Origin of the sequence: Paenibacillus sp. Root52 (assembly GCF_001426865.1) — a bacterium.
Classification (GTDB): Bacteria; Bacillota; Bacilli; order Paenibacillales; family Paenibacillaceae; genus Paenibacillus.
Window position 1 is genome coordinate 728,431 of the sequence record NZ_LMFO01000001.1, and the last position, 24,921, is coordinate 753,351.

A 24,921-nucleotide genomic window follows, 5' to 3' on the forward strand; every position below is an offset into this window, starting at 1 on the left:
CTGATCAACGCCCCGTTGCTCTCAAAATATCATAGATGGTTTCACTAAATATGCGTCCAGATACTTGTCCGAGCGGAATAGCTTTGTTATTACCATAATAATACGATCTGTTATTCTCCGGTTTGAAGAAGTGTAGCCCTTCAAGTGTAATCTCTTCTAACCCATCATAATACGTGATGCTCGTACCACTGAACTGTAGTTCTGCAACGAGGTCTCCATATTCCTTGTAAAATTCATGATACCAGCCACCGTCCTGTGCTGGGCCTTTGATCCATCCGTATTTCTCCAATGCTTTTGGCAGAGCAGTTGGCGAGAATTCGGCTCCTGGCAAGTGCTCATATTCAACTTTATTTTTGTCATCATCCTCAACGACGTGTGCCTCACGTTCTAGCTGTTCAAACGGTTGCTTGATCTCATAATCATCTAATTGTGTCTTCCAAGCTTCTAATGAGGATGGCTCAAGCTCAAGTGGATGTACTAGCCCAACGCGTGCAGTCGAAGCAAGCTCGTACTCATCCTCGTCCACGGTATTAAACGTACCATCTTCCATGTAACGGAAGGTGTTTACCAGTTCCCCATCTTCATACGTTCCCCAGATGAGACCAACAGCGAATTTACGCATAATGACATTGCGAACGAATAGGTCTTTCCAGTCCTCTGCAGACCATAAACGTTGCTTGGACAATGACTCTTCAAGTCGTTGTGCCTGGATAGCAACCATGGATTTGAGTTCTTTCTTCAGTTGTGTGAAACGTGCCTTGGATTTAGCGGCGAGCTCAGCATCGTCTTTTTGCGCGGGAGCAGGCAGACTCTTCACGGATTTGCCTGTTTCTTCATTCAGCACGACGACTTGCAGATCACTGCTCACCTTGATGAGGAATGAGCGCTCACCATAACTTAGCTGTAACGTACCATTCTCATCGAATCCGAGAGTTGTAACCAATCGATCTTCCAGCTGCTCCGAAGTGAGTCCCAGATTGTCTGCTGCGAGCTGCAATGCTTCTTCTGCTGCACCTTTAACCTGACGATTCTTCACACTACGTTTAATTTTGTCGATCGCCATTAGAGCAGAAGGCTCTTTAAGGTATGCAAGCACTTTTACAGCATCTGCTGCAATGGCACCACGGCTATTCTCTGTCCACTCCTTGATCTGAGAAGCCAATATATTCACAATCTGAATATCACCAAAGAGTGCTGCAAGGTACATCACCCATTTCTCCTTGGCAGGAGCGCCATCTTGAATCCACACATGAAGTAACTCATCCACAAAACGTGCCAACGATTCCTCGCTAATATATTCGCGAAGTTCATTAAGTCGTTCATTCGGAGCAGATGTATGTTCAACCGATTGTACCAAGGCATACTGTTTAATACGATCATCTAGCGGTTGATTATCCTCAGAACGAATGAGAGCAGGTAAATCCTTCACAGACAACCAGCCGAGTTTAGATAGCTTTTTGGTATCTGCTTGATCAGCAAGCGCAGCATGTGCAAACTCTGGACTCTGATCTGCAGTTTCTTGCAGGATCTGAATAAGGTTTTTCCAGTCTGCTGATTTCTCGCTACTTAACAGCTCCTCGTATAATGACTTGCTATTCTCTAGTGTTCGGATTGCAGATAAAGCCATTTCTTTGATTGCTGCTTTTTTCTCAGAGCGATATATCAACATATATAATTCCTGATCCGGTATGCGGTTGAATTCAGCTAACGCGGTGCTCGTTGCTTTTTTAGAAGAATCCTGTAGTCCCGCGCGAATCGCCTCAGCCAGCTTTTGCTTTGGAAGCTCTTCACGTTGTTCAAAAGCAATTTCCAGTATCAAAATACGAGTGTCTGTAGGCAGTTTCTTGTATTGTGCAATAGCATAATCCAGATTCTGCTGAATGATGCGACGATATTCATCCTGTGGCATCGATTTGTAGCTGTAGTCCGTCATTCCATTAAGCGAGAATAGACTGGTAAGTAATTGCTCACGCTTCACCTCAGGGTCTTGTCCATAATGTTGCAGTAGTTTCTCGCCACTGAAAGCATAAGAGCTATACATATCCGAGATAATATCCAGCGTCCAATCCGGATGAGTCGTCAAGATGGCGAACCGGCGCATCGCTTCCGAATCAAGTGGCAGAAAGCTAACGCTGATTAGATTGTTAATTCGTTTTCGATCCCGATTCAGATGATTAAACAGTCCGCGACTGTTCGGATCTTCCCAATATTCTTCTAGTGACGTTTCGCCATTTAAATACCGTGCAATCGCAAGTCCCTGTCTTCCGCCATCCAAAGGCTGACGAAGAGCGTTGAACAGAGCTTCCTCCATAGTCGCTTCCGGATTAGGTAATGTTAATCCGTTATCTTCCATTATTTTTTGAATAACGGCCTTGAGAAAAGGAGTCTTGAGAATCTCATATGCGCGTGCCGCTTGCTCTGGTTGACTCGCAATAGCAGCGTGCAGTGTGTTCCAAGATATCATGTAAGCATTGAGTTCATCACGTAACAATTCAATCAACTGGTAAGGCTCCTCCAAGGAGATCAGTCCTTCAAGCAGAGCATTAGCATTCTTCGGCCTGGAGTCCAAGCCGAGCAAATACTGGCGAACTTCGAGGGGGTACACCTCATGTAAACGTTGGATGGTATCTAGCAAAACAGCCCCTGTCTCCGTCTTCGCATCAAGGAAGCGCTGTTTGCCTCCATGAATATTAATCAGGTACAGCACAGCACTGCTGAGCAGCACCATCGTTTGATGAAACTCACTATGTGAGCCTTGTTCTTTGGAAGAAAGTTCAGTATTCGGATAATACTCAGCTATAAGCTGACTGCGCTTTTGCTGTATAGGCTCATCCTTCAGCACTTTGGCAGAGCTGTTATGCTTTCCTTGCATATTACGCACAATTGCAGGCTCGAATAGTGTATGTAGTTCATCCCGCAGCTTCTCCGAATCATCTTCCATCACATATTGCAATAATGGCGGCAGAGATTGCTTATACTCTTGAACCTGGGCAGCATGAGATGGAGTGTCACTTAGCTTGGAGTACAGTTGTAATAACATGAGTGCTTGAAGGATATCCTGATAGTTACCCTGATTCTCTTTGTTATTGAAGAGCCACTGCGCACGTTTCAATCTGCCCTTCAATTCTTCATGGATTTCCTCTTCACCGGCGAATTCCTTGATTTTGTTCAGTCGTTGCACTAGCTGAGCCATGCGATCAGGGTTTGAGCTTCTTCCAGCTAAGCCATACGGTGAGAACGCGGCGCTAATACATATTTCAAACGCACTTGTTCGCCACGAATTGCGTTTAGCATAGCTAGATTCCAAATGCATCACAATAGCTCCTGCACGGAAAAACACATCTCCGTCATCCTTTTTGCCAAGCTTGGTTAACATATCAATCGTATAATAGACATAATGGCTTGATTTCCCCATCATCTCAGGAAACTTATCTGTACGACCCATTACATATTCTATAATTTCGTCACTACGGTCTGTTTTGAGTGAATAGTCCTGAGAGCACATCACTGCAAACTTTTCGACTAAACCTTCAATTCCGCGATCAACTGTAATCATATTTTATTCCTCCTTAAGGTTGAGTTTACAATCAACAAACGTGATGTGGTACCTATGTTATCCTTCAAACATCCAGACAGCCTTACGTGATGATCTCACCAATCCAATCTGCAAGTTCATTCGGGGTGATGGCTGCAACATGCGCACCCATATTCGTGAGTGTCTGCGCAGCATGTTTGTTGTAGACCGAATCTCCATTGAAATCGAGAGCGGTGAGCACGAGTAATTTGCAACCCGCATCAATAATATCTTTACACGCTTGATACATATGATTAATGTGGAATCCTTCTTCCAGGTCGCTGACGAGAATATAGATCGTTTTGCCAGGGTTATCGATTAACGTCTCACCGTACCTTAACGCTTTGGCGATATGCGTTCCCCCACCAAGCTGTACATTCATGAGAACGTCCACGGGGTCTTCCAGTCGGTTACTCAGATCAACCACCTGGGTATCAAATATAAATAATTTCGTACGAAGTGCATTCAGACGATAGAAAATACTAGCCATAACCGAGCTATAGATCACGGAATCCATCATACTTCCACTCTCATCGACACCAATGATAATGTCCCACTTGTTATGGTTCTGCGTCGAACCGTCAAAGTAGAGACGATCTATCACAAATCTTCGTTTATTTTTATCATAATTTTTCAAATTTCGGGTGATGGTTCGTTTGAAGTTCAGATTACGCAAAGAGCGTACAGAGCTAGATGTGTAACGACTGCGTTTTCCTAGAATACTGGCTCGGGTCTGAGACTCTAACTTACTGCGAAGCTCCTCAACCACGGTGCGCACGATTTCTTTGGCACTACGGAGTACATCGCCCTTCATACGACCTTTGAACTGCATAATGTTCTTGAGCAAATTCATATTTGGTTCAAGGGATTCTAACAGCTTCTTGTCGGTCAATAGCTCTGTTAAGCCATAACGGTCAAGCGCCTGCTTTTCCAAAATCTCCACTGTCGTTTTAGGAAAGAGCTCTCGAACTTTATGAAGCCATTTAGGAACCGTCAGATCCGAAGCGCCTTGTCCACCTTTTTTGCGATATCCCTGTTCCTCGCCGTACTCACGGTTATATAAATAACCTAGAATCTCATCAACTTCTTGATATTGAAAATTCTCGGAATCAAATGCTGCGTTGTTAGACAATCCGTCCTCTGCTGAATCACCGAGAATGAGTCGCCAGCGATTAATGGTCTCGGCTGTGTTACGTACCTCCGTAGATTCGTCGCTAACATTATCCAGATGATCACTTGTCGGAACCTCGTTATTCAGGTCAGCTTCCATGCGTCAAACTCCTTTCGCATCGCTTCATCCCATGATCTAGCTGCTTGGAGTAGCTGTTCATCTACTGGTGCTCGTCCTAATTCCTCGGAGTGAACCTGGTGCAGACTTGCGACTCTGTCAGCGATGAGACCCGTCTCCATCGGTGTGAAATAGGTGAATGCAAACCTCAGTTCAGGTACCATACTCATAAATTCATCCAATGGGAGCTGCTCAATAAGAAGATTTAGTTCATACAGCAGTTCGTCTTCATATAAGAAAGCATCACGAGCTACGGCAAATACACCTTGCAAATATAGTGCAGTCTGGCGCATCTGCTCCGGAGCCCCATGGATGTATCCACGTGCTCGTTCTGCGATCTCCTGTCTTGGGCGATCACCAAGTCCTGAGGAAATGGCAATACATACGCCTTCCAATTGAGCAGGAAGCTGATGATCCGTTAATAGTTCATTCAAATGTATTCTGAATGTGTCATCGAGATAACGTTCCTCAGAGGATTCTGCCAGCATGGCAAGCAGCTTCAACCCTTGAATGATTGCTTCATGCTCATCAGCGTTCGTTCTAGAGAGATGCAGCAGCTTGTCCACGGCGTTGTTATATGCTTCGAGCACCATATCGGGCATTTGCTGATCTTCAAATAGACCAAGAAGTCTGCGATGCTGATGAATGCGGTGTAGTATTCGAAGACTGGCACACAAGGATAGGAAGTTACCATCTGTTCTCAGCGCACTTCGAACCCTCTCAACCAATTGTTTCGAGGTGCCTTGTAGTCCCATCAGCATGGCTTGCAGCATCGCCTTGGCAAGCTCTCCGCTATGATGATCTGGGATGCTGTTCATCGCTTCTTCCATCTTCCGTGTTGCTGCTTCCTGAATCGTTCCACCATATAGCGAGTTTTCGATCAAGCGTGCTTCAACTCTGGAGGAATATGCATACACCCACGTCTCCCGGACTAAATTCATATCACGCTGTGCAACCCAATCCGGCCCTGATTGCCGTTTGGCAAAGTCCGGAACAAGATACGTCGTACATTCAAATAGTTGACTGAGCTTGCGATGTTCAGGCTTCGCATACAGGTCTAAGACTTTCTTGTGTTGGCCTGTTGTTCGCAGCTGAAGCTTGGCCTCATCGCAGCGCTTCTTGAAGTCTTCAACAATTGGAATACTGTAGCGGTTTGGTGCGACTGTACCGATAACATCCCCGGTCAATACATGCTGAAGCTCTTGTAGTGGTTTATCTGTAGCTAGTGTAAGCTCACCTTTTACAAAGGCGGATAACGCACCATCCATTAACTCGTAAACTCCGCCTTCTCTCTTGCCACGCAGTGAGGCGAGTCCCTGAATCATGCTATAAGCTTCAATCGCATCGCTTGTAGAAACATACTCATGATTCTCACGTAGCTTGCGTGTAAGTTTAGATAGAACCTCCACAGCGGTTGCATGATAGGGTGACTGGTTATGACGTAGGATGTGATTCCAGATCTGTTCGTAATAATTGACATAAGGCATCCCGCTTGCATATCCATTTAATCGATCTGCTTCAGCGAATGTGTACACCATCGGATACATTTGCTTCCGCACGGGTTCTAGCTCCGGCTCTTGAGAAGGATGTGATAAATTAGTGTTTTCGGAGCTGGTTGAACTCGAATCTGGCATAACAAGCCCAAAGGTATGGAATCCTCCTGTAATCACCAGTGCGCGGTCAAATACCTGCTTAGCTTCTTGTATACGTTGTCTCATGTGAGTCTCTCTTGCGAGATCCCCTGTACGTTGCAGTTGCTCATCTGTATAACACATACGAGATAACGTGCAATAGGTAAATACCTCCTGCACAAATGCTTGCGTGGTCTTCTCAAGCCCTGCAATCTCAAATACTTTTTCCCACAACTCATCGAAGCTGCGGCAATTCGTTTTGTGGCACAACCGTTGAATAAAGTCAGACCCTGCGAGCAATGTCTCATCTTGAACGGATACGTGTTGTTGCTCTTGCTCTCTCGGCTTCGAGAAATGATGATAATCCAGATCAATGAATTGAGCTGGTATGCCAAGCCGTGAGGCTTCTTTAATAGCTACATATTCGGGTGAATATCGCAGCATGGGATAATAACATGCTTCTCTCGTTTGATCCGTCTCATAGGTGTAATACAGGCTGATGGGTGGAATGGTAGCTTCATCACTTAATACATCCAGATAAGGATTACCGCTCTCCGGCCCTTCAATGAGAATGGTATCTGGCTTGTACTCCTCTATTAACCGTAGCAAATGATAAGAACACGCTGGACTATGATGGCGTATAGGAAAATAGATCGTGTCATTGTTCAGGTTGTACACCTGAGAATCAAATAACGTCTCGACATGTTCAAGCTCTCGCTGCCGAGCTTCTTCTAACCGATCCATTTTTTCTCCTCATAATAATCCTTCCAGATTCCTTCTTCCCTGGCTCGTTCCTTCACAATCTTAGAGAAATAGGATTTGAGAATCGAAAGATCTTTCTCATTTTCTTTAGCAATCGTTCCAAGCATGTTCTGAACAAGCCGATCTAATGCGATATCTTTGTCTTCGTAATAATAGGATGTCATCGCACTCTGAACATAGACCGATACAGCTTCAGCCGTACTCATCGTTGCTTGTGGTGTATCGAGCTTGAATCCTTCTCGCGTTAATCCTGTACGAAGCTCCATAAAGGTTGTGGCTAACAGTTCAACCACATCTGTATTGATATCAATATCGATACCACTATGTAATAATAGGCTCCGAGCCTGTGACTCAATAATTTTGGCTTCCATTTTGACATTGCTGATTGGTTTGATCGTTTCAAAATTGAAACGACGCTTCAATGCACCGCTCATCTCATTGACACCTTTGTCCCGTATGTTGGCGGTAGCAATAACGTTGAATCCTGGTTGCGCAAACAAAACGCCACCATCCAGCTCGGGGATACTCATCACCTTGTCACTAAGAATACTGATCAAGCTATCTTGTGCCTCTGCTGGACAACGGGTAATCTCTTCAAAACGTGTAATAATGCCTTTTTTCATCCCATTATATAGAGGGGAAGGTACAAGAGCAGCTTCTGAAGGTCCTTTATCGAGCAGCATGGCATAATTCCACGAATACTTAATCATATCTTCTGTAGTGCCTGCTGTGCCCTGAATCGTATTCAAGCTGGTGCCTGAGATCGCTGCGGAGAGCAACTCGCTGAGCATGGTCTTTGCTGTACCGGGCTCACCCACTAACATCAATCCTCGGTTGCCGGCAAGTGTGACGACTGCTCGTTCGATTAGTACGTCATTACCGTAAAATTTACGTGTAATTGGAACCTCCTCACCATTCAATATAGCAGGCTTATCCCTACCAATAATAAAATCTCTGACGTACACAGGAGATAACAACCAATGTGGGGGACGTTTCCCTGTATCTTCTTCTCGTAGTGCGCGTAATTCAGTTTCATATAATGTCTCGGCGGGTGGTTTAAGCATCTCCATCGTCAAGATTTCTCCTCTCCAATAAACAGATCGTATGTTCTTATACTAGGCATTTTATCACAGCATACGCTAAACCACCGTAGAAAACGGTAAAAATGGTTGTAACGTCCTTCATATCAGGCTTTATATATAAGTCCATGGACATGGGTAAGAGTGTAAATATGAACGTCAAGCCCGCAAAAAAAAAGCACAGGCAATAACCTGTGCTCACGAACTTCTCTATCATTCACTCTACGTTCTACATTCGCCGTCCACAAGAAGCCGAATATAACTCATACCACTCGTAGCGAGTTAGTTCGGTTTGGACCGCATCCTTACAGGCTCTGATACGCTCTGGTCGGATCGAGCCGATAATAGGCTGAATACCCGCAGGGTGTTTCATTAACCAGGAAAGTACAATAGACTCAGATGTAACGCCACGTTCCTTCGCCATACGTTCAACGATTTGAGCTGTTGCTTCGATCTCTGGTCGTTGGCCATCAACGACTCTTCCTGTAAAACGTCCTTGAGCAAGTGCACCCCAAGCTTGGAGCTGTATATGCTCCGATTGGCAGAACTCCATTGTTCCGTAAGGGAATACATTATGGAGTGCTTGAGGACGATTCACGGTGACGCCAGCCTCGACAAATCCGATTTTATCTAAGCTCATCTCAAGCTGATTCACGATAAAAGGCACGTTGCTATAGGACTGCAGGAGACGAATCTGCTCTGAGCCCATATTGGAAACACCGAAGTGTCTTACTTTACCGGAATGATGAAGCTTAGCCAAGGCTTCCGCAATCTCTTGCGGGTGTGCAAGCGGGTCTGGGCGGTGTAACAGTAAGATATCCAAATAATCGACACCTAAACGTTGAAGGATACCATCCACACTGGCGAGGATATGTGAACCTGATGAATCATAACGTTGTGGGCCATCATCATCTCCAACAAGACGTATGCCGCATTTAGATTGAATGATGATCTGTTCCCTTAAGCCTGCTGATTCCGCTAATATACGTCCAAACACATGCTCCGCCTTGCCTCGTGTATAAATATCTGCCAGATCATAATAATTAATGCCAATCTCAAGAGCAGCTTCCACAGCCTGGTGCCCCTCGTAGACTAAATCATCAGTAATCGGGAGTCCATTCCACTCGCCCCCGAATCGCATACAGCCTAGGACAAGGGGGCTTGCAGGGATATGATGATGATGCAGTGGTAATTGAGGATTAGACATATTACACTTCGCCTCCGTTACATTTTTATAGTTGAAGACAGGTTTCAGCATTTCGATATGGAATATATACATGAATCAAACTTTATGTATGAACCCACAAAAGTTCCCTGTAATTCCTTAAACAAGAATATCATATTTCAAGCTCTTAGATGAAAGGAGATTTACCCATTGAACATGAATGAATCTTCCCAGCCAGAGTTTTTTACCAGAGAATTTACGCAGAACCCTTATCCTGTATATGAAAATCTTAGAAAGAACGATCCGATTTATAAAGTGATGTTCCCAAGTGGTGAATTCGGCTGGATCATTACGCGATATGAGGATGCTGTTGAGATACTGAAAGATTCACGGTTGAGTAAGGACGTAGCCAAACGATATGGAGCTGAGAATCAGAGCATTTTTGTCAATAATATGTTATTCTCCGATCCACCGGATCATCGCCGTTTACGTGGACTTGTGCAGAAAGCATTCACCCCTAAATGGATTGCAGGAATGAGAGATCATATTCAAACTATTGCAGACAATCTACTGGATCAACTAGAGTCCAAGGATCAAATGAACCTGATTGATGATTATGCTTTTCCGCTACCCATCATCGTGATTAGTGAAATTCTTGGTGTACCACTAGAAGATCAGGATAAATTCCGTATGTGGTCTAACACGATCATTGATGCTACGAGTTCTGAGCACGCCGAAATGTTTGAACAACATGCCCAAGAGTTTATTGAATATCTAAATGCTTGGTTTGACAAGGTTCGTAAAGAACCAGGGAATGACCTGATCAGTCAGCTTGTTGTTGCGGAGGAAGCTGGCGAGAAGTTAACGGAGAACGAGCTGTTAGGCGTTGTCGCGCTGCTAATTATTGCTGGTCACGAGACAACGGTTAATCTCATTGGCAATGGTATCTTAGCTTTATTAGAACACCCGAGCCAGCGAGATCTTCTCATTGAACAATCCGAGTTAATTCATCAAGCCATTGAAGAGATGCTCCGTTACAACGGACCTGTTGAATTTAGCACATCTCGCTGGGCACTGGAAGATATTCAATTTCGAGATCAGCTTATTAGCCAGGGCGAATTGGTTATCGTTGCTTTGGACTCTGCTAATCGGGATGAGCAACAATTTCCAGATGCAGACGTATTCGACATCACTCGTGAGAAGAGTCCACATTTAGCTTTTGGAAAAGGAATTCATCTCTGTCTGGGAGCTCCACTAGCCCGTCTAGAGGGGGAGATCGCTGTGATGACACTCCTACGTCGATTCCCTAATATGCAACTTCAAGCTGACGTGCATCAGCTTGAATGGAGACCTGGGATGATTGTTCGCGGTGTGAAGGAGATTCCGTTACAACTCTAATCATATTGGTTTTAACTGAAAGTGAGGCCCAACATCATGGAAATGAACACAATGATATTTATCGTATTTTTGCTATTTATGTTAATTTCGCTAGTCCGGATGGCAAGCTTACAGCGACAGCTGAATGAATTAAAAAGAGATGTCGAGCGTTTGGAGAATGGCGCCCGTATGCCGTCCAATGCTTCGGTTCCTTTAACCTCATCCTCATCCCAGCAGTACGCTTCGTCAACGTCTTTTACCGCTTCGTCTTCGACAATAGACGGAGCACCTTCTGAATTAGATCAGGAGCTGCTCTCCCTGCTTCAGAGGGATCAGAAAATTAAGGCCATCAAGCGACTTCGCGAAGCTAGAGGATTATCTCTTAAAGAAGCCAAAGATTATGTAGAATCCTTGGATCGTTAATATTCAATCGCCTATCTCTTAAGCAGTTACGTAAGTTTCATATCTGCTAGCAGGATAAACAAAGAGGCACTGTCATTAGACAGATGCCTTTTTGTGTTATCCTTTTTTTATGTTACCAAGCCTAGTGCGCGTAAGATTACTATTCGATATTACTGAGCAGTTACGGCACCATCAATTGGATATACAGCACCATTAATATACGGGGCTTCGTCACCAAGCAGGAACGAAACCAGGTTCGCAATTTCTTCCGGTTTACCTAAACGTCCGGATGGGATACTATCAACGGTTGCTTTGAACACTTCCGGATTATCCTTACCAAACTGAACAACCATAGGGGTTTCAATCGTACCCGGGGCAATCGCATTAACACGAATGTTATCTTTGCCATATTCGATTGCAGCTGTACGCGTTAATCCTACAACACCATGCTTCGTTGCTGCATAAGGAGCAACGGCTTGAACGCCTACAATTCCTGCTGTAGAGGCAGTGTTGAGAATTGCACCTCCGCCTGTTTTGAGCATTTCAGTAATCACGTATTTCAACCCATAAAATACACTTCTCAGGTTAATATCGATAATTTGGTCAAATTGCTCAATGGTATGTTCGATTAATTTGACACCAGGTCCTGAAATACCCGCATTGTTGAAGAACATATCAATTCGTCCGAATTCCTCGACCGTCTTCTTCACGTAGTTTTCCACATCTACTGCCTTACTTACATCGGCTTGAACAAAAATAGCTTTGCCACCTAACGCCTCAATCTGTTTAACTGTTTCTTGGCCTGTTGCTTCAACTAGATCAACTACCACAATAGATGCGCCCTTCTCAGCGAGCTTCAATGCGGCTGCCTGTCCCAATCCACTTCCTGCTCCAGTGATAATGGCTACTTTTCCTGTATGACTCATTCTGATCTCCTCCATGTGTGTGTATTCTCTCGTCGTCGGATCCAATAAATGAATATGAAGCAGCTAGTAACACATCATGCAACATATGTATGTCAAAAGACACATAATCCTATCTGACTACATTTATTTTATAGGACTTAGAAAATAAAAACAATTTTAAATAATATGATGCACGATAATATGGACATGTACAACGTGATTGAACAAGGAGTGCCCTCCTCATACGAGGCATGGCTAACTCCTTTGTTTACACGCAAATCTGTCCTGTATTTACTCCAGCCATGGATCAAGAAATATGTTTCTAGCAAACTCAGTTGTTTAGCTCTCAGCTAGGGCTATTATCTCAACTCCGAACGTTTATCTTACTTACCGTATCAAATTAGTCTTAGCTAGTTCAATCAGCTCATCGCCTCGACCATTGAGTACAGCTTTCATCATCCACAACGTGAATCCTTCAGCCTGTTTAATATTAATCTTCGGTGGCAACGAGAGCTCCTGACGATTCACGACAACGTCGATCAGGACAGGACCATCATGCTGAAGTGCACGCTGGACTGCTCCCTCCAGCTCCGCTGGGTCTTCCACTCGGATGCCCTCTAACCCCATAGCCTGAGCGACCATAGCAAAGTTAGGATTCACAAGTTCTGTCCCCGATTCTAGAAAACCAGCAGCCTTCATCTCTAGTTCAACAAAACTTAGTGCACCGTTATTGAATACAACCACATTAATTGGCAGGTTATGCTGCTTCAGCGTTAATAGATCGCCCATGAGCATTGCAATACCACCATCTCCAGATAGTGAGATAACCTGTCTACCTGGATTTGCAACTTGAGCACCAATCGCTTGAGGAAGCGCGTTAGCCATTGTGCCGTGGTTAAATGAACCAAGCAGCCTGCGATTACGGCTCATTTCAATATATCGAGCAGCCCACACCGTAGGCGTGCCTACATCACAGGTGAATATTGCGTTCTCAGCAGCAGCATCGCTAATGATTTTCGTTAAGTATTGGGGGTGGATTGGCGTTTTACCCGGTTTGCCAGTGGCTAGCTCGTCCAGTTCTTTACGTACTTTGACATAACGATCAACACTTTTCTTCAAGTGTTTATCAGAATGTTCTTTTGTTAAATATGGCATCAAGGCTTCGATTGTTGATTTCACATCACCACAGACACCGAAGTCGAGCTTCGTACGCCGCCCAAGATGTGAGGCCTGAATGTCGACCTGTAATACCGTTGCATCCTCAGGGTAAAATTGACGATAAGGGAAATCCGTCCCCAGCATCACTAACACATCACAATCCATCATCGCATGGTAGCCAGACGAATACCCGATTAGACCCGTTAATCCTACAGAGTACGGATTATTATATTCAAGATATTCCTTACCTCGTAGCGCAATGACCATCGGTGATTTGAGGCGTTCACATAGCTCCATTAGAGGTTCACGAGCACCTGCACAACCGGCTCCACACAGCAATGTGATTTTTTTGTCTTGATTCAGGTATTCCGCAAGCTTGATAAGTTCAGGCTCAGAAGGATGCACGACAGGATTAGTTGGATGGTATATATGTTCAGGGACAGGAAGATCTGCCGCTTCTAGCGCCGCAACATCCCCAGGTAACACAACAACCGAAACACCTGAACGAGCTACTGCCGTCTGTATGGCCATCGTTAATGAACGAGGCATCTGTTTAGCTGTTGTAATGACTTCACAATAGTGACTACACTCTTGAAACAGATATTCTGGATGAGTAGCCTGAAAGTATTCACTCCCGATCTCGTCGCTCGGAATATGGGCAGCGATAGCCAATATGGGTACGCGGTTTCGATGACAATCGTATAAACCATTGATTAGATGTGTGTTTCCCGGGCCGCTACTACCTGCACACACAGCAATACTACCGCTTACTTCAGCATCTGCACCGGCTGCAAAGGCGGCAACTTCTTCATGCCGAACATGAATCCATTCGATTTTACCCGAACGACGAATCGAATCCAAGACAGCATTAAGAGAGTCACCGACAATGCCATAGATCCGCTTGATGCCGGCATTTAATAGACCTTCGACAAGAACGTCTGCGATTGTTTTCTTCATGATGATCTCCTTTAATTGCTTATTTTGAGTTAGGCTTCCACGTTATGAATATACCTATTCTTATACCCCAATGTTTTGAATATCGAATCAAATTTATATGTATGTATGGATATAGTCTACATGAATACAATAAGAAAAATCCGTCTGTCATAGGACAAACGGATTTCAGGTCGAAATACTCTATTTAATTAGATCGCAGGCATCACGTTGCCGCCATTAACCGGTATGTAAGCTCCCGTAATAAACGAGGATAGATCAGATGCAAGAAAAGCAACCGCATTAGCAATTTCTTGGTCTTCCCCTCTTCGCTTCAATGGCACAGTACGTGTATAGCCTTCATCATGTCCAGGTTCACTAGAACGATCACGTTCACTAATCGTCCAGCCAGGAGCCACCTGATTAACAGTGATCTGATATTCACCGACCTCTTTTGCCAGTACACGATACAAGCCATCCATTCCACGTTTACCCGCAGTATAGGCAGACTGTGTCTCGAAATTTTGCATGGCGCATTCGGTGTTGATGCCTATAAAACGCCCACCTTTAACCTCTTTCATATAAGGAATAAAGGCTTTAGCTAGGTAAACGCTCTGCATCACACAAGACTCGAATTGTCCGAGGTAATCTTCAGGTGCCTGTTCTAGTACCGTTGTCCATGCATATTGAATGACAGCATTCGCTACAACGATATCTACTCCACCTATGCTAGATTGAATCTGTTCTTGCAACCGTGGAGCCGTCTCTGGTCTGGTGATGTCACCTTGAACAATAATTGCTTGTTTACCCATGCTCTCAATCTCACGTTGGAGCTCCTGAGCCTTGGCCTCATTATTTATGTAATGCAAGGCAATATTAGCACCGCAATCAGCAAGAGTACGCGCAATAACCCTTCCTAATTGACCCGTTGCTCCAGTAACCAACGCCGTCTTTCCTGTGAGATCCAACTGTTTCAACATGAACACCTACCTTTATGGAAAACGATTTCGAAAATCCCGTTTGAACAACTATGATTTTGATTTATGTTGTATGTTGAATCAGATCAATTTCTTGGAAACGACTTACTTCTTTTTCCCAGCGTTCAGCTACATATTGGACATGAACCGGATGGTTGTTGTAAGCATCATATGCCGCTTGATTCGCAAAAACCATGGAAAAGCTGTAATCGAATTCATTTTTCTCGCTCACTTGGCGAAACACTTGAAACTGCTCCACACCTGGGATAGCAGCTAATGCCGTTTGGCTTTCTTGTAAAAAGCTCTCTGCCTCTGGCGTATCCTTGCCCACGTAAAGTGTAAAAGTTACCATATGTGTAATGCTACTCATGTCAATGTCCTCCTTCAATATGATCTTGCTCTGTTTCTTAGTGTACCCTTGAATGTGATGTAAGCGCAATCCTAAATATGCAGAATCATGTCTAAAGTTCGTCTGACCGTACATATGACTAACATCTACATGTTGTTCTTAATAGAAACAAAAAAACCTTGAGAACGAATTCTCAAGGTTTTCATGCAATCTATGGACAGACTAGTTTTTGAGGTTGTATTTACGGTTGAACTTGTCAACACGACCACCGATGTCCACGTTTCTTTGTTTACCAGTGAAGAACGGGTGGGATGCGGAGCTAGTGTCCACACGGATTACTGGGTAAGTGTTACCATCTTCCCATTCCATTGTTTCGTTCGAGAATTTAGTCGAAGAACTCAGGAATTTGTAATCAGCGCTTGCATCGTAGAAAATTACGATTTGTGTCTTTGGATGGATATCAGCTTTTGGCATATCTATTTACACTCCTTTAAAATGGGTACTTCCTAGAATCAAACTAAATTTTATTATACTCTTTTTTTGCAAGAAGCACCAGCAGGAATTGAACAAACATAAAAAAAATTACAATTCGGCGTCATTTCCACCTCTTCTAGAGCTACTTCCTTCTTTTCTCCAGCACATCTAACATGTACTCTAGAGCCTCAAGTTCATCCCAACCTCTGGTTTGCAATCTGACAATGCTCCCTTGCTTTATGGGAAGAAGAGCCATCCCGAGCAAGCTTTTGACATCAACTCGACGTTCATAATCAGCATCCAGAAACGACATTGAAATATCGGAGGCAAAGCGTGATGCTTGAGAAGATACAGACATCAGATCATCCCGGTGAAAATCCGTGTGAATCGTAAATTCATGTGTTCTCACAACCTTCATATCCTTTCGCTCTATAACTCGAACAACATTACACTTGCTACTCCAATGACAGAAAAAATTCCGATGTAGCTTTCGTATCGAAAGCTTCCAATCGAACGCGTTGCATCTTCATGCGATTTCTGTCCTCTATTCTCTCGTGTAATTATTAAAATCGTCCAAGAATTATACCACTTTATATGGGCTTGTATAGCTTATTATGACTGCAAAATAAAAAAATAAGCCCCACAGGGTGGGGCTTAAACAGCAGCGAATGTCTAAGAATCGCTGTTCGTTCGTATGACCTATCAAGAATTGGTTATTTTACTGCATTCCATTAGGGTAAACCATCACTTTAAGACTTCCGCTTTTGTTATGCAAAGCCCGCTCCATCGCCTGCTGCGTGTCCTCCAGGCTATAACGATCCGTAATCAGCGTCATCACGTCATGCTGACCAGAACTTAAGAATTCAATTCCTGCACTATACGTATTCGCATAGCGGAATATCCCGTATATATCCACTTCATTATCCGCAATAAAAGGAACATTCAGCGCAATTTCGTCTTGTGCAGGTAAACCCACAATGGCAAGCTTCCCTCCGCGCCGTAGTGAATATAGCGCTGTCTGTAGTGCTTTGGGATTACCCGCAGTTTCCCACGCGGTATCAACACCTTGACCATTCGTGACTTGACGAATGATTGGAAGTGCATCTTCATTTCGAACATTGATCGTATGCGTAGCTCCGAGTCGGCGTGCAGCCTCAAGTCGAACTTCTTCTAAGTCTGTCACAATAATTCGTTCCACTCCGAACGACTTCGCCGCGGCTACAGCCATTAAACCTACAGGCCCCATCCCCATGATGGCTAACGTTGTTCCCGGAGCAAGCTTGCTCCGACGCGCGGCATGAATACCCACCGAGAATGGTTCGTTCAAGGCTGCTTCTTCAAACGAAAGATGATCTGGGATCGGAAATGCCATATCTTCACGTATCGTCATGTACTGAACAAATGCTCCATCAACAGGAGGCGTCGCCAAGAATTCCACATCCGGGCACAAATTATAGCGCCCCTCCTTACAAGCCGAACACCGGCCACAAGTCACCCCAGGCTCGACGGCTACGCGGTCTCCTTGTTTAAGCCTAGTCACGCTAGAACCCACGGCTGCCACGATTCCTGCACATTCATGACCTAGTATGATCGGCTTTTCCACAACGAATCGGCCAATCCGACCATGCTCGAAATAGTGTACGTCAGACCCACATACACCTACAGCCATGACTTGAATGAGTACTTCATCTGCCTTAGGTACGGGAACTGCTTGCTGTTCAATGTGGATGTGACCTGGTTCCTTCATAACAGCTGCCTTCATTGTCTCTGGAATGGAATGTTGTCTCATGCTGCGCCTCCTTCTTCTGTCCATACACGAATGATCTCTAAGGTATAGGTTCTATCTAACGTTAATAAATCGTTCTGCCCTGTTCATCATCAATGCCACTCTTACGATAAAAGTAAGTATTAATCATGTCTCGCCATTCTTTCGCATGTTCAGCCTGTTCCTCCTGCAATGAAGCAACCTTGTCGTATATGCTTGCATCAATCTTGCCTTCAAGGCTTCTCCATTGATTAGCCAGCTCTTCCGCCTGCGTTGCTCCTTCAAAGTGAGTATCATAAATGTGTTGAATGACCGTTTTGCCGGAGTGAAGCACATGCGTATAAGGTACATGATGGAAAAATAATATCAATTCATCCGGACACTGTTCAAGGGATTCATACTTGTCCGTGTTCTGCTGATGATACTGGGAAGTATACCCCGTGCCACTACGCACCGTTCGATCCACACCAATGCCTTCGCAATCGGCAAAGTGGTAAGTTCCCCATTTGGAATACTCATATCCATCCACGTTAGGACCATAATGATGATTCGGGTTAACCATCCAGCCTACCCCTAGAGGTGCCGTATAGTTCTCATAAATGTCCAGTGAGCTCAGCAACATGGCTGAGATGGTATGAATCACCTCTTCGTCATGTCCAAACGTTAGGCGAATCCATTCTTCAGCGATCTCTTCAGCTGACAACTCTGGATTCCAAGCTAGCCTTCCATATCCATATAAGTTAGCCTGAGCAAGTGGGTGTCCTGTCCAGCATGCATCTGAACCGATGTTTGAAACGGCTGCAAAGCCACTATAAGATCTGTTGAACATCGATCCATCGACAATATTTTTAATCTCGGACCCTTCGCCTTTGGCATACGTATCAAAATCCAAGACGTCCTTCCACTGTGGTACCAGATAACACAGATGACGCTGCTGACCCGTATATTCCTGTGTAATCTGAAACTCAATCACTTGATTCGTCTGCTCCATGGCACCAAACAGTGGAGATACTGCTTCACGAACCTGGAAGTCCATGGGACCATTTTTGATTTGCAAAATGACATTATCCGCAAAGCGGCCATCGAGCGGAGTAAAATGATCATATGCTGCACGTGCGCGATCCGTTGAACGATCACGCCAATCCTGCTTGCAGTTATAGACGAAGCAGCGCCAGATAACAACTCCATCGAATGGACGTAGGGCTTCTGCAAGCATATTGGCACCATCCGCATGATCACGATTGTAGGTGAAAGGTCCAGGTCGATTTTCAGAATCTGCTTTTACTAAATAACCCCCAAAGTCAGGTATGGCAGCATACACTTTAGCGGTATGCACATTCCACCATTCACGAACTTGCTCATCAAGAGGATCTGCTGTATTCAACCCACCGATCTCGATTGGACTTGCATAATTGACACTTAGGAAAAGTTGAATGCCATACGCTCTGAATTCAGCTGCAACGCGAGCCACATCCCCTAAGAAATGTTCAGTCAGAAACAATGACTCACGTTGATGTACGTTCACATTATTGATGGAGATCGCGTTGATCCCGGTTGAGGCAAGAAGTCGTGCATAATCTCGTATCCGTCCAAGATCACGAGTGAATTCCCCCTTCTCATAGAAAATGGAATCGCCGGCATAACCTCGCTCAATACTGCCATCCACATTATCCCACTGATTAATCATCCGTAGAGAATTACGTGGTTGTTCTGCAATGTAACGTAATCTAGACTCCAGAGGTTCGGCATCAATCGAACTTTCTGAGGTTAGAGTAAGCTCTCTCAGAACATGAAACGTACCATAAAGGATACCTTGTGCGGATTCAGCTCCAATAACCAGTTGACCTAGCTCTTCATTAAAACGAATGGCATAGCCTTCTCCCTGAACGGAGGTACGTTCACTTTCACTGAATTGTCCAGCTACACTGGATGAACCAGACCAAGTGCCCAGCCATATCCCTGCTGCTGCATCTGAGTTCGTTTGAGCTGCTTGAGTTTGATTTACAGTTGGTTTTACACCGTATAGATTCTCTAATCCTTGTATGAGTTCAGCAACAGCCGTAGATACGACCTCATGTTTTTCATTTACAATAATGTGCCGGATCCAGGAAGGAGCATGTTTCGCTACTCCCCCTCTTGTAGATGAACCTGAACGGTAAGACAGCCATGCATCATACTGTGGACCAGATAAGTCCGTCTGAACGATAGATCGACTCATTGTACAGCCTCCTTGCTTGCGTAAATACGTCCTAATTGATGACCCTTACCTTCAAGAAGCCACAAAATAGATGTTACTCCGCGCGGATAATATTTACTTCCTACTGCAACGCCAGATAGGATCTGGTCACTCCAGCACCAGTAGGATTCTTCCGGATGCAATAACCAGTTCACATGAGCTGCATCGGCTTGTTTGCCGGATTCGTCCCACTCAACTCCTAGAAGCTCTCGTGTAATGAATTGAGATAAATAGATTTTGCTAAGCCATGAGTTATTGCTTGTAGATGAAAGCTTCCATCCACCATCCTCAAATAGACAGGTACCTGGTACTAGAACCGTGTTCAAATGCGTTCTCAGTGCTTGCAGATATGAGCTGAAGCGGCCATTAACATCAAGCGCACCTTCACATCCTGTGAAGTACGGGAAAACTAAGCCTTCAATAGCTGGAATAATTCGAGAATCATTGTTCTCCGCGATTACCGCCGGAATGTAACCGGCCTCTGTTAACTGTGCTGCCACACTGGCTGCGCAAAGATCAGCTTGGCGTCCCGCCTGAAGGGACAGATCCGCAAGTTTCTCTGTTGCAAACAGCTTCTCCAGAGCGACATAAACGGCCCAGCATTTTCCTGCCAAATAGATATTGTTGCGGGACTGCCCTAGCGATACGTCCAGACTATCATAAGTTGTAATCTCTGCTCCGCCTTTGGTGCGAGTGCTATCCAGCCCCATGAGACCATTACGTTGCTGTTCTTCTGGGTGATCTCGGTTAAGCATGCTTTGGAAGCAATCTTGAATAACAGGTAACATGTCTTGGACAAAGCTGTGATCCTGCGTCTGCTCAATGTATACTGTCGCACAGCAGAGCCAGTTCACTAATTCCTCATGGCTCATCTGCGAGAAACAGTCGTCAATGCCCACAAGCTCGTAGGCTGAATGTCCGGGTCTAGAAAATACATTCGCTACTCCAATATCATGTGTAAACGTAATGCCACCTGGGTATTCTTTCTCTTCACCTGGAAAACGAACATGATCAGTGTAACTATAACGCTTCACAAACCATTCCAGCTCGTTCCGCACAGTCCACGGATTAAGAGCCAATTCGAAATACAACTGATCTGCCGTCAGATCCAGTGTATTCATCATGCGATATTCCCCTTCGTTAACGATCCAGAACGGTTCACCGTCAGCGTCAAGCAGCTGTGTGCTTGCATAATAACTATGGATGGAATGAGCAAGCATGAAAGCCTGATCTTCGGAGAGAGAAGCCGTTCCCAGACGATGATCAGCCTCCTCGCATGACGATGCCAATTCATCGTACCGATTGAGTGCATACTGCCCTACTTCCTGAATATTTGCAAAGTATCGAGTATACCAATAAGTCGTATCGATTCCAGAAGTAGCAATGCCTCCGCGATAGAAGCAGACCGCAAAACGGTATGTACGTGTCTCGCCTGCCGGAACCTCCATTAACAATGCAGCCGTACCGCCCAAGCCAAACGCAAGATTTTCAATATGTTTCTCTTGAAGAATTTTCTCTAATGTAAAACCTAGAGCGGGCCACAGTCCATCATCCTTAGACATAATCGCGGTTAAGCGTCCTTGACCCACACCTGTTAAAGAGCCGCCTTCTGGGCCACCAATCATTCTCATTGCTGAATAAGGATCATTGCCTTGATATCCAAAATACGCTTTGCGTGCCTGTTGTCCCTGCGTATTATCAATCGTCATTTCAACCAGTACTGCAGGCACAAGCGCATCCATTAATGCTTCACGCTCACCCTTCAGCGGCTCTGGCACAGGACGTACCGGTGAGTATATGCGAAATGTAAGATCTCCTGCGGTCCATGTATCTGTTCCGGAAGTGAACTTACGTGTGATCTCTTCATCTCGAAAAGCCGAAATGAACGGCTGCTGTGCTCGCACAGAATGTGCTGTAGATTCCGCAACTTCCTGTTGTCCTGCTGCCTGCTCTGCATCTGAACTTTCCAGCTTCTCCACGTCATATCGGACACTCTCGTCTTCAGTCGCTTCATAAAAAGGAAGGGCTTGATAGGTCTCGCCATCTCTAGACTGAACACCAATATAGATATTCTGATCTGCTGGCTTGCCCAGCTCAAGGCCGAGTCCACCCTTCGCTCCCTTATAACCTAAAGTGAAACTAGCAAAAGCTCCAATGGGTGAGTGATGGGCATTATAAAAAATAGATTTGGATGTGCTCATGAAACATGACCCCTCTCAAATGGTATGCATACGTTTTCATTAGCCCCATCCTATCATGGGCGTGGAATTAGATACCATGGTCAAATCAATCGGATATTTACCCAAATCGAGCTAATGTAGTACAATACAATAAAGCGCTTACAATTAATCTCAAAGCCTCACTCTCTATCTTATAGTAAATGCTCAAAAAGGACGGTAACCTCTGAATCAACTATTCTAACTATTGAAGGAGAGTTAATATGTCTTCTACCTATCTGCCTCCACTTCTAGGAGAAAGTGTACATGAAGTCTTTTACCCGGATGTACAGACAACCGTCAATCTATTTGCGATCCATTTGCGCAGTGTTGCTGCAGATTGGGATTATCCGGCACATGAGCATCCTCAATACGAATTGAATTATGTAACAGAGGGCGAACAATGGATGACGGTTAACGGTCAAATTTACAAACAAAAGGCTGGCGAATTACTCCTGATTCCTCCAGGTAGCATTCATTCCAGCCAAAGTCGTAATGATCAAGGTTTTACATATTTCTGCATGCACTTTGATATTGATGACCAATTGTTTCTTTCCCTGCTTGCACGAATCAAACAAGTTTTGTTCAGTTCAGATAGCCCAGTAACACAGAAAATCGAGCCTGTACTTCGTAAATTAATGAACACTGCCCCTCATCCTACTCCCAGTGCAATGGTGCAACGTATGCAGCTTCAATCCGCTGTATTTGAACTATTCGGTCACTTATGGGAGGCTGTTTCGCAAGAAGTAGCTCAGTCATTCACAGACAGCTATGAGAAGATTGAGCTCGCTCATCAAATACGAAACCGACTACAGGGCTTGGTTAGCCAACAGTTCAAGCAAGGTCGGGAAACGGATACTCACTATGGCATCGATGATATTGCATCAGAACTGGGGATCAGCTCTTCTCATTGCAATCGCGTATTCAAGCAGGTGTTTGGTCAATCTCCGCGCGTTGTTTTGTCCGAAATGGTTTTGCATGAAGCGAAGCTGCTACTGGTTAATTCGACACGATCCATTCAGCAAATTTCCTCGATGCTGGGTTACAAGGATATTGCTCATTTCAGTCGTCAATTTAAGCGCTGGTCTGGTGTATCACCGTCTCAATACAGATTGGAACGAGCGAATGAGAAGTAATTATTTTAACAAACGTTTAATGGTTTTGAGTTTGCCTGCATAAGGTGGATACAGAATAGGCAGATTCAACTTTGTACTCTTTTTAAGTACACTTTTGAAATGTGAGAATGTCTCAATGCTGAATTTTCCATGATAAGAGCCAACGCCAGAGTTCCCTACCCCACCAAATGGCAGTTGAGGATTAGCCACATGTGTAATGGTATCGTTAATACATCCACCACCAAAGGACACTTCCGACATGACCTTGTCTTGCAACTGTGTGTCTGTCGTGAATAGGTACAGAGCCAGTGGTTTCGGGCGCTTGAGAATACCCGCAATGGCTTCGTCAATGTGTCTATAAGTGATAATCGGCAAAATAGGACCAAAAATCTCGTCTTCCATGCTAGCTGCATCCCATGAACTTACATCAATCAGGGTTGGCTCGATATAACGATCATCTTCATCCGACTTTCCACCATATATAACCTGAGCCTGATCGCGCTCAATAATGGTTGTTAACCGCTTAAAATGCGTGTTATTTACGATTCGTCCATAATCGCGATTATGTTGGATATCAGAACCGTAGAAGGACTCTATCGCTTGCTTCATTTCTGTGATCAATTGATCCTTGACACGTTCATGTACCAAGAGGTAATCCGGGGCTATACAAGTCTGACCTGTATTGAGTAATTTTCCCCACATAATGCGCTGTGCCGCCACTTTCAGATCCGCATGTTCATCTACAATAACAGGGCTTTTTCCTCCAAGCTCTAACGTAACAGGAACCAAGTTTTTGGCCGCAGCCTCCATGACAATCTTACCTACAGGTACACTGCCTGTAAAAAAGATATAGTCAAATGGTGCATTAATAAGAGCTGTGGTGGTGTCCTTTGCTCCTTCTACAACTTTTACATAAGAAGGCTCAAATATGGAAGCAATCAATTCACGTACGACAGAAGATACCGCTGGTGTGTTCTCCGATGCTTTGAGCACAGCTGTGTTGCCTGCTGCAATTGCACCTACTAACGGTTCGATCAACAGCTGAAATGGATAATTGAACGGACCAATAATCAGTACTGAGCCGTAAGGTTCAGGGACAATATAGCTTTTGGAGCCAATCAAGGCCATTTGTGTTTTTACTTTGACCGGTTTGACCCATTTCTTCACTTTTTTTATCGTGTGTGTGATGCTGTCCAACATGAATCCAACTTCGGTGGTATAAGATTCGAACTCGCTCTTACCTAGATCCTTGTAGAGTGCTTCAATAAGCTGGCTTTCATATTGTTGGATCGCTTGTTTAAGGCGGCTTAGTTGTTCGATTCGATAATCCACAGAGCGTGTTGCTCCTGAGCGGAAAAATTCATGCTGGTGCTGTAGAATCTCTTCAACTTCATGACTGCTGATTTCTTGTAGGGTACTCATGTTATCATGCTCCTTTATAGTTAGAATGACGAAGCGTTTAAACTGACGAACGTATTAATCACATAAAGCCCAACTGGACTTTACTTGAGGGTG

Annotated in this window: 18 protein-coding genes; 3 read left to right on the forward strand and 15 right to left on the reverse strand. The window is 44.5% G+C overall.

The window, feature by feature from the left end; translation table 11 throughout:
* Window positions 1-4 precede the first annotated feature (4 nt).
* The 5 genes from ASD24_RS03085 to ASD24_RS03105 all read right to left on the reverse strand — a co-directional run bounded on the left by ASD24_RS03085 (window position 5) and on the right by ASD24_RS03105 (window position 9,541).
* Entirely contained in the window at window positions 5-3,556 is a 3,552-nt protein-coding gene (locus ASD24_RS03085) for a DUF4132 domain-containing protein (RefSeq protein ID WP_056691319.1), read from the reverse strand.
* An 82-nt stretch (window positions 3,557-3,638) separates the two neighbouring features.
* Entirely contained in the window at window positions 3,639-4,844 is a 1,206-nt protein-coding gene (locus ASD24_RS03090) for a VWA domain-containing protein (protein WP_082560251.1), read from the reverse strand.
* Window positions 4,829-7,237 (reverse strand): DUF5682 family protein, encoded by a 2,409-nt coding sequence (locus tag ASD24_RS03095; protein WP_056691330.1) that lies wholly within the window; start codon window positions 7,235-7,237, stop codon window positions 4,829-4,831. Before ASD24_RS03095 ends, ASD24_RS03090 begins: the two co-directional genes overlap by 16 nt.
* Window positions 7,225-8,325 carry an ATP-binding protein gene (locus ASD24_RS03100; RefSeq protein WP_056691332.1) on the reverse strand — a complete coding sequence of 367 codons (1,101 nt, stop codon included), beginning with the start codon at window positions 8,323-8,325 and terminating at the stop codon, window positions 7,225-7,227. The genes ASD24_RS03095 and ASD24_RS03100 overlap by 13 nt, the downstream gene beginning before the upstream one ends.
* Window positions 8,326-8,563: 238 nt before the next feature.
* Complete coding sequence (locus tag ASD24_RS03105; protein WP_056691335.1) at window positions 8,564-9,541, reverse strand: aldo/keto reductase; 978 nt, start codon at window positions 9,539-9,541, stop codon at window positions 8,564-8,566.
* A 168-nt stretch (window positions 9,542-9,709) separates the two neighbouring features.
* On the opposite strand from ASD24_RS03105, the gene ASD24_RS03110 reads away from it, so the two are divergent.
* Window positions 9,710-10,897 (forward strand): cytochrome P450 family protein, encoded by a 1,188-nt coding sequence (locus tag ASD24_RS03110; RefSeq protein WP_056691338.1) that lies wholly within the window; start codon window positions 9,710-9,712, stop codon window positions 10,895-10,897.
* A 36-nt stretch (window positions 10,898-10,933) separates the two neighbouring features.
* Window positions 10,934-11,299, forward strand: coding sequence for a ribosomal protein L7/L12 (locus tag ASD24_RS03115; RefSeq protein ID WP_056691340.1), 366 nt, complete (start codon window positions 10,934-10,936; stop codon window positions 11,297-11,299).
* Window positions 11,300-11,448: 149 nt separating this feature from the next.
* Here ASD24_RS03115 and ASD24_RS03120 read toward each other — a convergent pair whose 3' ends face one another.
* The 9 genes from ASD24_RS03120 to ASD24_RS03160 form a co-directional block, all read right to left on the reverse strand.
* On the reverse strand, window positions 11,449-12,204 hold the full coding sequence (locus tag ASD24_RS03120; RefSeq protein WP_056691344.1) for an SDR family NAD(P)-dependent oxidoreductase: 756 nt from the start codon (window positions 12,202-12,204) through the stop codon (window positions 11,449-11,451).
* Window positions 12,205-12,570: 366 nt separating this feature from the next.
* Window positions 12,571-14,298, reverse strand: coding sequence for a ubiquinone-dependent pyruvate dehydrogenase (gene poxB / locus ASD24_RS03125; protein WP_056691347.1), 1,728 nt, complete (start codon window positions 14,296-14,298; stop codon window positions 12,571-12,573).
* A gap of 188 nt (window positions 14,299-14,486) precedes the next feature.
* Window positions 14,487-15,254: an SDR family NAD(P)-dependent oxidoreductase gene (locus tag ASD24_RS03130; protein ID WP_056691350.1), complete on the reverse strand. Its 768-nt coding sequence runs from the start codon at window positions 15,252-15,254 to the stop codon at window positions 14,487-14,489.
* A 61-nt stretch (window positions 15,255-15,315) separates the two neighbouring features.
* On the reverse strand, window positions 15,316-15,621 hold the full coding sequence (locus ASD24_RS03135) for a Dabb family protein (RefSeq protein WP_056691352.1): 306 nt from the start codon (window positions 15,619-15,621) through the stop codon (window positions 15,316-15,318).
* A gap of 201 nt (window positions 15,622-15,822) precedes the next feature.
* Window positions 15,823-16,074: a type B 50S ribosomal protein L31 gene (locus tag ASD24_RS03140; protein ID WP_056691355.1), complete on the reverse strand. Its 252-nt coding sequence runs from the start codon at window positions 16,072-16,074 to the stop codon at window positions 15,823-15,825.
* Between the two features lie 142 nt (window positions 16,075-16,216).
* Complete coding sequence (locus ASD24_RS03145) at window positions 16,217-16,483, reverse strand: HPr family phosphocarrier protein (protein ID WP_056692525.1); 267 nt, start codon at window positions 16,481-16,483, stop codon at window positions 16,217-16,219.
* 309 nt (window positions 16,484-16,792) lie between these two features.
* Window positions 16,793-17,863, reverse strand: coding sequence for an NAD(P)-dependent alcohol dehydrogenase (locus ASD24_RS03150; RefSeq protein ID WP_156395308.1), 1,071 nt, complete (start codon window positions 17,861-17,863; stop codon window positions 16,793-16,795).
* Window positions 17,864-17,924: 61 nt separating this feature from the next.
* Window positions 17,925-20,057 (reverse strand): alpha-glucuronidase family glycosyl hydrolase, encoded by a 2,133-nt coding sequence (locus tag ASD24_RS03155; protein WP_056691361.1) that lies wholly within the window; start codon window positions 20,055-20,057, stop codon window positions 17,925-17,927.
* Window positions 20,054-22,276 carry a glycoside hydrolase family 52 protein gene (locus tag ASD24_RS03160; RefSeq protein ID WP_056691364.1) on the reverse strand — a complete coding sequence of 741 codons (2,223 nt, stop codon included), beginning with the start codon at window positions 22,274-22,276 and terminating at the stop codon, window positions 20,054-20,056. The genes ASD24_RS03155 and ASD24_RS03160 overlap by 4 nt, the downstream gene beginning before the upstream one ends.
* A 239-nt stretch (window positions 22,277-22,515) precedes the next feature.
* Between ASD24_RS03160 and ASD24_RS03165 the strand changes: the two genes are divergently transcribed.
* A complete protein-coding gene (locus ASD24_RS03165; RefSeq protein ID WP_056691367.1) occupies window positions 22,516-23,427 on the forward strand; it encodes an AraC family transcriptional regulator in 912 nt (303 codons plus the stop codon).
* On the opposite strand, the gene ASD24_RS03170 is transcribed toward ASD24_RS03165, so the two are convergent.
* Window positions 23,428-24,828, reverse strand: a complete 1,401-nt coding sequence (locus ASD24_RS03170) for an aldehyde dehydrogenase (protein ID WP_056691369.1) — start codon at window positions 24,826-24,828, stop codon at window positions 23,428-23,430.
* Window positions 24,829-24,921: the final 93 nt, after the last annotated feature.

What these genes read in the sequence shown, in the direction of transcription:
- ASD24_RS03155 (WP_056691361.1), bottom strand. Translation starts at nt 20,057, where the DNA reads ATGAGTCGATCTATCGTTCAGACGGACTTATCTGGTCCACAGTATGAT.
- ASD24_RS03140 (WP_056691355.1), bottom strand. Translation starts at nt 16,074, where the DNA reads ATGCCAAAAGCTGATATCCATCCAAAGACACAAATCGTAATTTTCTAC.
- ASD24_RS03160 (WP_056691364.1), bottom strand. Translation starts at nt 22,276, where the DNA reads ATGAGCACATCCAAATCTATTTTTTATAATGCCCATCACTCACCCATT.
- ASD24_RS03105 (WP_056691335.1), bottom strand. Translation starts at nt 9,541, where the DNA reads ATGTCTAATCCTCAATTACCACTGCATCATCATCATATCCCTGCAAGC.
- ASD24_RS03085 (WP_056691319.1), bottom strand. Translation starts at nt 3,556, where the DNA reads ATGATTACAGTTGATCGCGGAATTGAAGGTTTAGTCGAAAAGTTTGCA.
- ASD24_RS03165 (WP_056691367.1), top strand. Translation starts at nt 22,516, where the DNA reads ATGTCTTCTACCTATCTGCCTCCACTTCTAGGAGAAAGTGTACATGAA.
- ASD24_RS03095 (WP_056691330.1), bottom strand. Translation starts at nt 7,237, where the DNA reads ATGGATCGGTTAGAAGAAGCTCGGCAGCGAGAGCTTGAACATGTCGAG.
- ASD24_RS03150 (WP_156395308.1), bottom strand. Translation starts at nt 17,863, where the DNA reads ATGAGACAACATTCCATTCCAGAGACAATGAAGGCAGCTGTTATGAAG.
- ASD24_RS03135 (WP_056691352.1), bottom strand. Translation starts at nt 15,621, where the DNA reads ATGAGTAGCATTACACATATGGTAACTTTTACACTTTACGTGGGCAAG.
- ASD24_RS03120 (WP_056691344.1), bottom strand. Translation starts at nt 12,204, where the DNA reads ATGAGTCATACAGGAAAAGTAGCCATTATCACTGGAGCAGGAAGTGGA.
- ASD24_RS03130 (WP_056691350.1), bottom strand. Translation starts at nt 15,254, where the DNA reads ATGTTGAAACAGTTGGATCTCACAGGAAAGACGGCGTTGGTTACTGGA.
- poxB (WP_056691347.1), bottom strand. Translation starts at nt 14,298, where the DNA reads ATGAAGAAAACAATCGCAGACGTTCTTGTCGAAGGTCTATTAAATGCC.
- ASD24_RS03115 (WP_056691340.1), top strand. Translation starts at nt 10,934, where the DNA reads ATGGAAATGAACACAATGATATTTATCGTATTTTTGCTATTTATGTTA.
- ASD24_RS03090 (WP_082560251.1), bottom strand. Translation starts at nt 4,844, where the DNA reads ATGGAAGCTGACCTGAATAACGAGGTTCCGACAAGTGATCATCTGGAT.
- ASD24_RS03170 (WP_056691369.1), bottom strand. Translation starts at nt 24,828, where the DNA reads ATGAGTACCCTACAAGAAATCAGCAGTCATGAAGTTGAAGAGATTCTA.
- ASD24_RS03100 (WP_056691332.1), bottom strand. Translation starts at nt 8,325, where the DNA reads ATGGAGATGCTTAAACCACCCGCCGAGACATTATATGAAACTGAATTA.